Annotated in this window: 11 protein-coding genes; 9 read left to right on the top strand and 2 right to left on the bottom strand. The window is 37.1% G+C overall.

Annotated elements, in window-relative coordinates:
* Positions 1–622 precede the first annotated feature (622 nt).
* Both ligA and BLT48_RS04895 read left to right on the top strand, forming a co-directional pair.
* Complete coding sequence (ligA, locus tag BLT48_RS04900) at positions 623–2,644, top strand: NAD-dependent DNA ligase LigA (RefSeq protein WP_089975803.1); 2,022 nt, start codon at positions 623–625, stop codon at positions 2,642–2,644.
* Positions 2,645–2,648: 4 nt separating this feature from the next.
* A complete protein-coding gene (locus tag BLT48_RS04895; protein ID WP_089975800.1) occupies positions 2,649–3,758 on the top strand; it encodes a CamS family sex pheromone protein in 1,110 nt (369 codons plus the stop codon).
* A gap of 354 nt (positions 3,759–4,112) precedes the next feature.
* Here BLT48_RS04895 and BLT48_RS04890 read toward each other — a convergent pair whose 3' ends face one another.
* Complete coding sequence (locus BLT48_RS04890; protein ID WP_089975797.1) at positions 4,113–4,853, bottom strand: alpha/beta fold hydrolase; 741 nt, start codon at positions 4,851–4,853, stop codon at positions 4,113–4,115.
* A gap of 81 nt (positions 4,854–4,934) precedes the next feature.
* Between BLT48_RS04890 and BLT48_RS13650 the strand changes: the two genes are divergently transcribed.
* The 7 genes from BLT48_RS13650 to BLT48_RS04855 all read left to right on the top strand — a co-directional run bounded on the left by BLT48_RS13650 (position 4,935) and on the right by BLT48_RS04855 (position 12,234).
* Positions 4,935–5,135 (top strand): hypothetical protein, encoded by a 201-nt coding sequence (locus BLT48_RS13650; protein WP_143019102.1) that lies wholly within the window; start codon positions 4,935–4,937, stop codon positions 5,133–5,135.
* 143 nt (positions 5,136–5,278) lie between these two features.
* Positions 5,279–5,584 (top strand): Asp-tRNA(Asn)/Glu-tRNA(Gln) amidotransferase subunit GatC, encoded by a 306-nt coding sequence (gene gatC / locus BLT48_RS04880; RefSeq protein WP_035024233.1) that lies wholly within the window; start codon positions 5,279–5,281, stop codon positions 5,582–5,584.
* A 1-nt stretch (position 5,585) separates the two neighbouring features.
* Positions 5,586–7,040 (top strand): Asp-tRNA(Asn)/Glu-tRNA(Gln) amidotransferase subunit GatA, encoded by a 1,455-nt coding sequence (gatA, locus tag BLT48_RS04875; protein ID WP_089975792.1) that lies wholly within the window; start codon positions 5,586–5,588, stop codon positions 7,038–7,040.
* Between the two features lie 15 nt (positions 7,041–7,055).
* Entirely contained in the window at positions 7,056–8,486 is a 1,431-nt protein-coding gene (gene gatB, locus BLT48_RS04870; RefSeq protein WP_089975789.1) for an Asp-tRNA(Asn)/Glu-tRNA(Gln) amidotransferase subunit GatB, read from the top strand.
* A 30-nt stretch (positions 8,487–8,516) separates the two neighbouring features.
* Positions 8,517–9,575, top strand: coding sequence for a diacylglycerol kinase (locus tag BLT48_RS04865; RefSeq protein ID WP_089975786.1), 1,059 nt, complete (start codon positions 8,517–8,519; stop codon positions 9,573–9,575).
* Positions 9,576–9,924: 349 nt separating this feature from the next.
* The gene (gene rlmD, locus BLT48_RS04860; RefSeq protein ID WP_089975783.1) at positions 9,925–11,301 is read left to right on the top strand and encodes a 23S rRNA (uracil(1939)-C(5))-methyltransferase RlmD; all 1,377 of its coding nucleotides are present in this window, start codon (positions 9,925–9,927) and stop codon (positions 11,299–11,301) included.
* 273 nt (positions 11,302–11,574) lie between these two features.
* Positions 11,575–12,234 (top strand): DNA alkylation repair protein, encoded by a 660-nt coding sequence (locus BLT48_RS04855; RefSeq protein ID WP_089975780.1) that lies wholly within the window; start codon positions 11,575–11,577, stop codon positions 12,232–12,234.
* Positions 12,235–12,731: 497 nt separating this feature from the next.
* On the opposite strand, the gene BLT48_RS04850 is transcribed toward BLT48_RS04855, so the two are convergent.
* Complete coding sequence (locus BLT48_RS04850) at positions 12,732–13,127, bottom strand: hypothetical protein (RefSeq protein ID WP_089975777.1); 396 nt, start codon at positions 13,125–13,127, stop codon at positions 12,732–12,734.
* Positions 13,128–13,451 lie beyond the last annotated feature (324 nt).

Genomic DNA, 13,451 nt, shown 5'->3' with positions numbered 1-13,451 from the left:
GCGCATTGCGTCAATTTTTGAAATAGCCCAGTGTCTGGGAAGTGCAGCTCAACTTACAGGATGCGTAGAGCCCCTGAAAGACACACAGTAAAAACAGGGAATCACAGAGAAGATGTCTCATCTTCGGCGGGATTCATCTTTTTTTACACAGTGTCTGGGGCTCGTAGCTCAACTACAGGATGCGTAGAGCCCCTGAAAGACACACAGTAAAAACAGGGAATCACAGAGAAGATGTCTCATCTTCGGCGGGATTCATCTTTTTTTACACAGTGTCTGGGGCTCGTAGCTCAACTACAGGATGCGTAGAGCCCCTGAAAGACACACAGTAAAAACAGGGAATCACAGAGAAGATGTCTCATCTTCGGCGGGATTCATCTTTTTTTACACAGTGTCTGGGGCTCGTAGCTCAACTACAGGATGTGTAGCACACCGCTTAGACTTGACAGAAAAACAAGGAAACTCGCAGAGGATGTTCCATCCTTGTAGAGTTTACGTTTTTTCCGAAAGTCTGGTGTGCGAAACTCAACTACAGGATGCGGAACTTCCTGTATAGACACGCAATAACACTAAATAATCATTACTATTTTCTCATAAAATCTAAAGTACGAAAGGAATTAAGGGTATGTCCACACAAGATTTTGAATCTGCAAAACAACGGGTATTCGATTTGCGGTCGTTATTAGATAAATACAGCTATGAATATTATGTGAAGGATGCGCCATCGATACCCGACACGGATTATGATAAGTTATACCATGAATTAGTTGCTTTGGAAGAAGCATTTCCGGACTTAATCAGTAATGATTCTCCTACACAACGTATTGGAGGAACAATTCTGCCTGGTTTTGAAAAAGTGGTTCATGAAGTACCTATGTTAAGTCTTGGAAATGCATTTAACGAAGGGGACCTACTTGATTTTGATCGCCGTATCAAAAAAATAACGGATCAACCATTTAGCTACATTTGTGAGCTGAAAATTGATGGTTTAGCCGTATCGTTAAAGTATGAAAACGGGAAGCTGGTTCGTGCTGCTACACGTGGTGATGGAACCGTGGGTGAGAACGTGACTCAAAATATTCGTACCGTTAAGTCGGTTCCGTTGCGCTTAAAAAATCCTTATTCTATTGAAGTACGTGGAGAATGCTACATGCCCAAAGATTCCTTTATTAAATTGAACCAAGAACGCGAAGAAAATGGAGAAGCGATTTTTGCAAACCCAAGGAACGCAGCAGCTGGCGGATTGCGTAATTTAGATCCAAAAGTGACAGCTAAACGAAATTTAAATACCTTTTTATATACGATTGGCGATTTTGGTGAATTAACAGCTGTAAGCCAAGAAGACGCATTGCACCAATTAGATGAATTGGGACTGCGAACCAATCATGACCGCAAAGTGTTCCAAACAATTGAAGAAGTATGGGCATATACTCAAGAATTTCAAGAAAAAAGAACGGCTTTGCCTTATGAAATCGATGGCATCGTAATCAAGATAAATGAGTTTGCAGTTCAAGAAGAAGTTGGTTTTACCGTTAAAGCTCCTAGATGGGCGATTGCCTATAAGTTTCCGGCAGAAGAAGCTCATACAGTAATTCGTGATATCGAATGGTCAGTCGGCCGAACGGGAGTCGTGACGCCAACAGCTATTATGGATCCTGTCCAATTAGCGGGCACGACGGTTCAGCGAGCAAGTCTGCATAATGAAGATTTGATCCACGAACGGGACATCCGTTTATTGGATACTGTAGTCGTTCATAAAGCAGGAGATATTATTCCAGAAGTCACTCGCGTCATTTTGGATGAACGACCTGAAGACAGCCAACCTTATTTGATTCCGACACACTGTCCGGCTTGTGACAGTGATTTGATTCATTTGGAAGAAGAAGTAGCTTTGCGCTGCATGAATCCCAAGTGTCCAGCTCAAATTACGGAAGGCTTATCTCATTTTGTTTCTCGTAACGCGATGAATATTGACGGCTTAGGCATTAGAGTATTAATGCAAATGTTTGAAAAAGATATGGTTCACGATGTAGCAGACCTTTATACATTAACGTTTGACCAACTGGTTACGTTAGATAAAATCAAAGAAAAATCAGCTAATAATCTACTAAATGCTATTGATGCAAGTCGCAGCAATTCATTAGAAAGACTGCTCTTTGGATTAGGCATTCGTCATGTAGGAGCAAAAGCGGCTAAATTAATTGCAGAACGCTTTGAAACAATGGAAGCTGTACAGCAAGCGAAAAAAGACATGATTATTTCAATTGAGGGTATTGGAGAAATTATCGCTGAAAGTGTCGTCGCGTATTTCAGCCTACCAGAAGTAAACGAGCTGATTCAGGAATTGAAAAATAGCCGGGTCAACATGACTTATTTGGGAAAGAAAAAAGAAGAAGTCGCGACAGTCGATTCTTATTTTAATGGAAAAACGATTGTCTTGACAGGGAAATTAACACATTTTACTCGAGAAGAAGCCAAAGAACGCATTGAAAATCTTGGAGGAAATGTAACTGGGAGTGTCTCTAAGAAAACGGATTTGGTTGTTGCGGGTGAAGAAGCCGGCAGTAAGTTGACAAAAGCTGAATCGTTAAATATTCTTGTCTGGGATGAAGATCAGTTGTTGGAAACATTAGAAGGAGAGGAATAAGTAAATGAACAAAAAAGCAATTGCCTTAATGGCTGCCTGTGTATTTCTTTTAAGTGCCTGCCAAACAAAAGATCCGGATATAAAAGAAACAGAGTCTGTTGGTGAAGAAACTGAAACAACAAGCCAATTATCAGGCGATTATTACAGTGCAATCATTACGGATGGAACTTACAAAACCAGTTTAAACAGAGGGATAACATTAGGTTTAAACTCAAATGTAAACTTAAAGGCATTTGAGACTGGATTAATGGATTTATCACAAAGCCATTTTTCACCAGATTCTTATTACTTTCAAGAAGGTCAATACATTGATGCTGAAACCACTAGTAAATGGTTAGCCCGCGCGACTGAAAAGAATCCAGAAGGCTTAAACCCAGAAGACAATGGAAAACTTGAACCGAATGAGCGAAATCCCATTTATTTAGATTCATTGTTGGAACAGAATTATATGGTAAAGGATGGGGATGGATTCACACTAGGTGGGATTTCTATCGGTTTAGCAATGAATACGGTAGATTATTACACACAAAAAGAGTTCGGTGCAGAATATGAAACAAAAATTTCGCGAGAAGAATTATTAGCAGAAGGAAAAAAAATGGCTGATAAGATTGTGCAACGCTTACGGGAAACGGAAGGTGTTGGGGATATTCCAATCGTTGTCGGTATCTTTGAACAATCTACAAAAGATAATTTAGCTGGCGGAGTATATATTTCAGAAACAATAAGCCAAGATGGGGCAACTACAGTACAGGATTGGAAGTCTATCAATCAAAAGAAAGTGATTTTTCCAACTAGTGGAGAAGAAAGTACGGAGCTGTCCAGCTTTGAAAATTTCAAATCAGAAATTGAAAATTTCTTTCCAAACTTAAGTGGTGTCACAGCTGAAGCACTTTATACGGATGACCAAATTGTGAATATGAAAGTAGCCATCAATACACAATTTTATGGAGAAAGTGAGATCATTGCGTTTACCCAAAATGTCGCTGAAAAAGCCTCTTCGTATCTATTACCCAATATACCAATAGAAATTACGATAAAATCAGTAAACGGTACGGAAGCATTTTTATCTCGAAAATCAGGCGAAACCGAATTCTATACCCACGTATTTGATTAGGATGCGAGGATGCGGAGTTCGACGTTTAGGATCGATAGAAAAACAAGGAATATCGCAGAGGATGTTTCATCCTCGTAGAGATTACGTTTTTTCCGAGAGCCTGTCGAACACAGCTCAACTAAAAAAGGATGTGGAGTGTCCCGCTTAGCTCCGTAGAAAAATAGGGAATTCCCGCAAGAGGCTAAGGCCGCGAGAAGAAATTCATCTCTATAGTGATTTTAAGAGAGTCAGTCGAATCCACATGAATGAATAAACAATAAAATAAAAACCTTCCAGATTTTTGGAAGGTTTTTATTATTTTTAGAAAAATTTATTACAACAGTTTTCGTGCTAGTAACTATTCACACATTTTTTTTACATTAGTTCGTTCACAAAAAATGTTGTGACTTCTCTCATAGTGCTTGTCTTCACCAGATGAACTTCGTCTTCGTCCGTAAAATAAATATTGGACAGTTCCTTTTGTTCTTCAGCAAAATCAGCAGCGTGTTGATAAGGTACGATCTGGTCTTGTTTTCCATGCCAAAGAAATAATGGCCGACCTTGTAGTGTCTCTGGGTGTAACGACAGATCGTAATTTGGAATCCAATTCAATAATTCATCATAGTCTTGTGGCAAGTATCGGTTTAATCTTTTGGCATGTTCTACAATACGTTCTTGATAGGCTAGTAATTTGGGCGATCCCATCAAACAAGCTGCTGCTTTGATTTCGGGGTGATGGGTCAATAGGGCACAGGTCGTGATTCCACCCATGGATGTTCCCCCAATCCCAATCACGTCATTAACGAACCCAATCTTACGGAAATAATCAATGATGAAACCAAATTCAAATAGATTCGAGTGAATACTCTGCCAAAAGGTCAAGGAAGGAATTTTTGAAATCGGCTGTTTGCGTTCTCCGTGATTTACGGCATCGGGCAGTAATACACGAAATCCTTGATGTGCTAAGTAACGAGCTTGTGTCAAATTCAATTCTTTTGATGATTGCCAGCCATGATAATAAATGATCAATGGCAATAGATCATTTCGCTGTTTCCTTGGTACGACTTCCAGTAACGGTATGGTTCCTAATGTTCTTTTTCGAATGGTTATTTTCAATTTATCCACCTCAAAGCTATCATATCAAAAATAGTAGCATTAAGTGAATGGATTAGCACATATTCTTACATTAGTCACTTTATGGGACAAACAAGAGCTGATTTACCAAGAGTTTGTCCCATTTGTGTGATTATGGGACAAATAGGAGTCGGTTTACCAAAAGTTTGTCCCATTTGCGTGATTATGGGACAAACAAGAGCTGATTTACCAAGAGTTTGTCCCGTTTTCGTGATTCCGGGACAAACAGGAGTCGGTTTACCAAGAGTTTGTCCCATTTTGTAGTTATCAAGAAAACCAAAGGGAAAGTCTTTCATTTATTTTTAGCCAAAGTAAATTCTACGTACAGCATATAAGTGGTTTATGGTATGATAGTAAAGGAGTTTGAACTAAGATAATCTATTCAAAGAAAGCGAGTGAACAAACCGATGGCTATTACTGAAGAGGACGTAAAACACGTCGCAAAATTAGCAAAACTAGAAATTAGTGATAAAAGTATTACCCATTTCACAGAACAAATGGATGCTATTATGCATATGGTAGAACAATTAGATGAGTTAGATACTGAAAATGTGCCCGTAATGGTTCATGGCTTGCGTACGTACAACGTTATGCGTGAAGACAAAGCCGTTCCAGGAACTGATCGCGAATTGTTATTTAAAAATGTTAAAGAAGAAAAAGACGGCTTAATTAAAGTTCCTGCAATAATGGACAATGGGGAGGCAGGAGCATAATATGGATATAACAAATTACACAGTAGAAGAATTACATGAATTGCTTGTAAAAAAAGAAGTAACCGCTCAAGAAATCGTAAAAGCTGTTTTTACTCGTATTAACGAAACAGAAGATAAAATTGGTGCTTTTATTACGTTGACTGAAGAAGAAGCTCTTGAACAAGCTCGCAAAGTAGACGAAGAAGGCATTGATCCGAGTAATATTCTTTCAGGTATTCCAATCGGTATCAAAGACAATATTGTAACAAATGGTACACGTACAACAGCAGCTAGTAAAATTTTGGAAGATTTTGTTCCAATTTATGATGCAACGGTTACGAAAAAAATAAAAGAAGCGAAAATGATTTCAGTTGGAAAATTAAACATGGATGAATTCGCTATGGGCGGAAGTACTGAAACGTCATATTACAAAAAAACACGTAACCCATGGAATCTAGATAAAGTTCCTGGTGGCTCTTCAGGTGGATCTGCAGCAGCAGTAGCAGCGGGTCAAATTCCGGTTTCATTAGGTACAGATACTGGTGGATCAATCCGTCAACCAGCAGCATTTAACGGAATCGTTGGGATGAAACCAACTTACGGTCGTGTATCACGTTTTGGTTTGATTGCTTTTGGATCTAGTTTGGATCAAATTGGACCATTTACACGTACAGTTAAAGACAATGCGTTAGTTTTAAATGCGATCAGCGGACATGATGCAAGTGATTCAATGAGTTATGAAGGAGACGTTCCAGATTTTACTGCTGGGATTGAGTCTGGCGTTAAAGGAATGAAAATTGGTGTTCCAACTGAATACTTAAATGAAAAAGGATTAGAAGAAGGCGTTAAAAAAGCTGTTCTTAAAGCTATTGATACCTTCAAATCATTAGGGGCTATCGTTGAAGAAGTCAGCTTGCCACATTCAAAACATGGTGTGCCTGCTTACTATATTATTGCTTCTTCAGAAGCTTCTTCAAACTTACAACGGTTTGATGGTGTTCGTTATGGTTACCGTTCACCTGAAGCGAAAACACTTGATGAAGTTTATGTGAAATCACGTACTGAAGGGTTTGGTATGGAAGTAAAACGTCGTATCATGCTTGGAACATTCTCGTTGAGTTCAGGTTTTTATGATGCTCACTTTAAAAAAGCTGGACAAGCTAGAACCTTGATCAGACAAGACTTTGATAATGTGTTTAAAGATTTTGATTTGATAGTAGGGCCTACAACACCAACGACTGCATTTGGAATTGGCGAACAAATCGATGATCCAATTGCAATGTACCTAAGCGATATCTTAACCGTTCCTGTTAATTTAGCAGGTGTACCAGCTATCTCTATTCCATGCGGCTTTTCAAATGATCTGCCAGTAGGTCTGCAATTGATTGGAAAGCATTTTGATGAAGAAACAATCTATAAAGCAGCCTATGCTTTTGAACAAGCTACTGACTTTCATAAAGAAAAACCAAATTTGTAGGAGGAGAGAATAGATATGAATTTTGAAACAGTAATTGGACTAGAAGTCCACGTAGAATTAAAAACCGACTCAAAAATGTTCTCACCTGCTCCAGCTCACTTTGGTGCGGAACCGAACACAAACACAAATGTTATTGACTGGGGTTACCCAGGAGTTTTACCCGTTATCAATAAAGGCGCAATTGAATTTGGAATGAGAGCTGCTCTAGCTTTAAATTGTGTGATTTCACAAGATACCAAATTTGATCGTAAGAACTATTTTTATCCAGATAATCCAAAAGCATACCAAATCTCACAATTTGATCAACCAATCGGACATGATGGATGGATCGAAATTGAAGTTGATGGTAAGAAAAAGAAAATCCGTATTGAACGCGTACATTTAGAAGAGGACGCTGGTAAAAATACGCATGGAACAGACGGCTATTCTTATGTCGACTTAAACCGTCAAGGAACACCGCTGATTGAAATCGTATCTGAAGCAGATATGCGTTCACCGGAAGAAGCTTATGCTTATTTAGAAGCAATCAAACAAATCATTCAATATACTGGTGTAAGTGATGTAAAAATGGAAGAAGGATCAATGCGTTGTGATGCCAATATTTCTATTCGTCCAATTGGGCAAGAAGAATTTGGAACCAAAACAGAATTGAAAAACTTAAATTCCTTTAACTTTGTTCGTCGTGGGTTAGCTTTTGAAGAAAAACGCCAAGAAAAAGTTCTTTTATCTGGTGGAGTGATCCAGCAAGAAACAAGACGTTACGATGAAACAACTGGAGATACTCTTTTAATGCGTGTCAAGGAAGGGTCAAGCGACTACCGTTACTTCCCAGAACCTGATCTGCCAAACATCGTGATTGATGAAAAATGTATCGACCGTGTGAAAGCAACCATTCCAGAAATGCCAAAAGATCGTCGTATTCGTTACATCAGTCAATTAGGATTACCAGAATACGATGCAATGGTCTTAACCGCAACAAAAGAAATGTCAGATTTCTTTGAAGGCATGTTAGCAAATGGAGCAGATGCAAAACAAGCTTCAAACTGGTTGATGGGTGAAGTTTCAGCGTACCTAAACAGTGAAAAGCTAGAGTTGCATGAGACAAAATTAACACCTGAAAACTTATCTGGTATGATCAAATTGATTTCGGATGGAACCATTAGTTCAAAAATGGCGAAAAAAGTATTCCGCGAACTGATCATGAACGGTGGAGACGCTCAAGGAGTCGTTGAAGCAAATGGCTGGGTTCAATTAAGCGACCCTGCAAAATTATTGCCAATTATCAATGACATATTAGACAATAATGCACAATCAATTGAAGACTTTAAAAATGGGAAAGACCGTGCAGTTGGTTTCTTAGTAGGACAAATTATGAAAGCTACCAAAGGCCAAGCTAATCCAGGAGTCGTGAATAAATTATTAATGGATGAATTGAGCAAACGCTAGAATTAGGTGTGAAAGTAAAGGAGAAGATTTATGCGTGCAAGAGTGATTTATAATCCGACATCGGGTCGTGAAATTGTAAAAAAAAATCTAGTAGAAATCTTTCAAGTTTACGAAGATGCAGGGTATGAAACTAGTGCTTATGCGACAACTCCAGAACCTAACTCTGCTCGAAACGAAGCTGAAAGAGCAGCAAAAGCCGGCTTTGATTTAATCGTAGCAGCAGGCGGGGATGGAACGATCAATGAAGTCGTAAATGGGATTGCTGGTTTAGAAAAAAGACCTAAACTGGCCATTATCCCTGCTGGAACAACGAATGATTATGCTAGAGCTTTACACATTCCAAGAAATAATCTAGTAGAAGCAGCAAAAGTAATTCAAAAAGAGCAATCTTTTTTCATGGACATCGGCGAAGCAGTTATGGGAGAAGACTTATCTTATTTCATTAATATTGGCGGCGGTGGATTATTGACAGAATTAACGTATGACGTTCCATCACAACTAAAATCAATCTTTGGATATTTAGCTTATTTTGTTAAAGGAGCAGAGGTTTTGCCTCGGATGAAACCTATTCCAATGCACATTGAGTATGATGATGGCATATTTGAAGGAGAAGCAACGATGTTTTTAGTTGCGCTGACCAATTCAATTGGCGGTTTTGAACAAATTGCTCCCGATGCTTTATTAGATGATGGGAAATTTACGTTAATTGTGCTAAAAACATCCAACTTAGCAGATATCATGTATTTAGTGGCCCAAGTTTTGAATGGTGGAAAACATTTAACCAATTCAAAAATTTTATACAAAAAAACAAGTAAAATTGTTGCACGTCCAGGAAACTCGTCTAAAATGATGATCAACTTGGATGGCGAATACGGTGGAAACGCACCTGTTACGTTTTCTAATTTGCATCAACACATTGAAATCATTGTATCCACGGATGACATTCAAAAAGCTGTTGATAAAAAAGACGAAAATGCTGAGGGAGTAGAAGACGCTTTTATCAAAGAAGTGGAAGAATTGACAAACCAAGACATCAATGGTGATGGTGAAATACACTCTTCAAAAAAAGAAGCTTATGAGAATTATTAAGAAAACTTTGAAATAAGGCGAGTTTTCTTGTATAATTACGAGTCAGTACCCAAACTTATGATTAAGAATTGGAAGAAGCCTTTAACGTTAATTTAAAAGGTCAATACTACAGTGTAGATTAGAATCATTAGATAAGAACGTATTTTTAATCCCATCCCGTTTAGCCGGTCGAGTCAGGAACACTCCCAGTTAAGTGGATGATAGAAAGTATCAAATATCTGGCGTACTAACTGACAATGGAGTGTGAAGAAAAGCGGATTTGGTTTTGCTTTTTAGAACACGTTCTTGAATAGACATATACCGACAAACATATGACACGAAATAGGGTCAACGAAGGGAGCTTTTTTTTATGAAAGCAGATAAAATAGTACCAGTTAAGAAAAATGAAAAACACACCGTTAAAATTGAAGATTTAACACATGAGGGTATGGGAGTAGCAAGAATACAAGGCTATTCACTATTTATTGAAAATGCTTTACCCGGTGAACAAGTAGAAGTTAAGATTCATAAAACAGGGAAATCTTTTGGTTATGCAAAAGTATTGAACCGTTTAAACTCAAGTGAAGACCGTGTAGTCATCCAAGATGAAAATTATACACGTGTAGGCATTACGCCGTTGCAACACATGAGATACCCAGCACAATTAAACTTTAAAAAACAACAAGTTAAGAACAGCATGCAACGCATCGCAAAATTACCAGAAGTACCCGTATACGACACGATTGGAATGGCTAATCCATCAGGTTACCGTAACAAAGCGCAGATACCGGTACGTAAAATCAATGACAAATTAACGACTGGTTTTTTCCGTAAAAACAGTCATGAAGTGATTCCAATGGAAAACTTCTACATTCAAGATCCTAAAATTGATGAAACGATCATCGCAGTTCGCGATATCATGCGTGAATATGGGGTTAAACCTTATAACGAACATGAAAATACGGGTAATCTGCGTCATATCATTGTTCGTCGTGGATACTATACTGGTGAAATCATGATTGTATTAGTAACAAGAACAGCTAAATTGTTCCCTACAAGCAAAATCATTCCAGATATTCTAGAAGCAATTCCAGAAGTTGTCAGTATTGTTCAAAATGTTAACCCTAAACACACGAATGTGATTTTAGGCGACGATGCAATTGTTTTATATGGCGAAGATAAATTTAGAGATACTTTATTAGGCAACACATTTGAAATTTCTCACCGTTCATTCTACCAAGTGAACCCACTTCAAACTGAAAAATTGTATCAAACTGTTTTAGACTTTGCTGAATTAACGGGAGAAGAAACCGTTATTGATGCCTACAGTGGAATTGGGACCATTACATTAACATTAGCTAAAAATGCTAAACATGTTTATGGAATCGAAGTAATTGAACCAGCTGTAGAAAATGCAAAAGCAAATGCTGAATTAAACAATATTGATAATGTGACCTTTGAAGCAGGTGCTGCTGAAGAAGTTATGGTTAAATGGAGTGAAGAAGGCCGTACAGCTGATTTATTAGTTGTTGACCCTCCTCGTAAAGGTCTTGAAAAAGAATTTACTGAGGCTGTTCTTGAAATGAAACCAACAAAAATGATTTACGTAAGTTGTAATCCAGCAACATTGGCACGTGACTTAGCTTTACTTTCAGAAGGCGGATATACAGTTAAAAAAGTTCAACCTGTAGATTTATTCCCTCAAACAACACACGTGGAAAGTGTTACTTTACTCGTTCGTGACTAATCATAAATCACAAAACGAACAACTCATTCATTGAATGGGTTGTTTTTTCGCTTGTTTCTATTTTTTTGTTACCAATATTAACTATTATAGAACCTAAATAACACATTCTGGAGTAGCATGATGGATTTTATTTTACCTATATAACTAAAATAAGTTTATTGTATTTGTTAACCAAATAAATTATAGTAATGTTAGCGTACCTACAGTTGATGTGAGGAAGGTTAACTTTGAATGGCTTTCATTCGGACTAACTGCGATTGAGAGGACAGTGATATGGATAAATATAGATTTATAAAAGATAAATTTGAGAAAATTTCAGATAGAGATAAGGCTGATTCGATGGCAAAGTACATGAGAAATAGGTTTCAATTTTATGGTATCCCATCTCCTAAAAGAAGAGAAACCTATAAAGAATTTATCAGGGAAGAGAAAAAGAATAAAACCACTGACTGGGATTTTCTTGATAAATGCTATGGAGATGAGCACAGGGAGTTTCAATATTTGGTGTTGGATTACTTGATTGCTATGAATAAAGAGTTGAAATTTGAAGATATACCTAGAATAAATAAATACATCAAAGTAAAACAATGGTGGGATACGATCGATTTTTTTAATAAAATTATTGGAAACATAGGTCTTAGAGACAGAAGGGTCGACAGTTTAATGTTGGAATGGTCTGAGGATGAAGATTTTTGGGTAAGAAGATTGGCAATCAATCATCAACTTGGCAGAAAAGAAAAAACAAAAACAGCATTGTTAGAAGAAATTATTACGAACAATTTTGGAAGCGATGAGTTCTTTATCAATAAGGCAATTGGCTGGAGTTTGCGAGATTATTCCAAAGTAAATCCTGAATGGGTAAGAGTTTTTATTAACAAGTATTCTGATGAGATGAGTAATCTGAGTATAAGAGAAGCAAGTAAGTATTTATGAGCAACTCATTCTAATAGATGGGTTGTTTTTTTGTTTTATGGAATCAAAATAAGAGGCTTATTAGGCATTAAACTCATACTTGGGACTGCGTGGTTGCAGATAGAATGGGAAATTATATAAATTAAAAGAAACGGATTAAAGATAAATAAAAGGTAGCACCAATTCTTAGGAGAACAAACTCTTCCTCAAATGGTGTTAATAGAGGAAAATAAAATTTCTTCTGGAATAGACGGGTTTGCTTGTGGAGAGCCATGGAATCGCCTGAAGCCTAAAGTTCGTAGTCTTCAGAGCTTTCAAACCTCAAATAAAATGTAATCGCTGAAGCGCTAACGCTTTATAATTCGCATTGAATTCTGTGCATGGCTACAAGCAACCCTATTCCTCCAAAAATTTCGTGCCGTTAAATTAACTAAGCTATCACCACTAAAAAGTATAGCGCCGGAAAACAACTCTAAGCTTGGTGCTATTTTTTTTGATTGATAAATTATATAATGATTTTATCGTTTGATGTAGAGCAGAGTGGCTAAACTTATGTAAAATCCAAGGGTAAATTCTACAAAAGAGGTACCCAGTAGGTTAAGAGTTGCATAAATGGGCAGGCTATAACCAAAGTAATTACCAACCAATAAGATAATTAAAATAACTGTCCAAGCCATTAGAATCCATTTTGTAAGCTTATCTGTTTTATCAAAGTAAGTTATTAATTGGTAACTGATTAACGTTAGAGTTATGCCAATGAATATCCAACTTATACTAATTGCCCAAAAAGCTGTTAAATGATATGTCTGAGCAGAAATTGTTTTTGCATAGTTGATAAGCCATGGAATTATCCCTAGCACTAGCACAGGAAATAACGAAACAAGTAATGGATTGAGTATGGATTTTTTTTTCATAATTTATACCTCCGTTTTGAGAGTTTATTTTATAAATATGGTTAACGATTTATTACTGACAACAGCAATCCTATAAATAGCAACAAAATAAAAATATATCTAGAAAATAAATAAGGTTTTGACAACGGTTCTTTAAGGGTTGCTAAATCGTAACTATTAATAGCGATTACTAGCAATAGAATAAGAGGATTTCCATTAATATCTTTAGGGTAAAGAATGAAACCGAAAATAACAGCTAAATTTATGCCAACCAGTAGAATGGATTTTCGTTTGTAATTTTTCATAGTTACTTACCTTTCTTATATTAATATGTATGAGTAAATA

It is taken from the genome of Carnobacterium viridans, assembly GCF_900102725.1.
Lineage (GTDB): Bacteria > Bacillota > Bacilli > Lactobacillales > Carnobacteriaceae > Carnobacterium_B > Carnobacterium_B viridans.
This window is presented reverse-complemented; position numbering and strand designations above follow the sequence as displayed.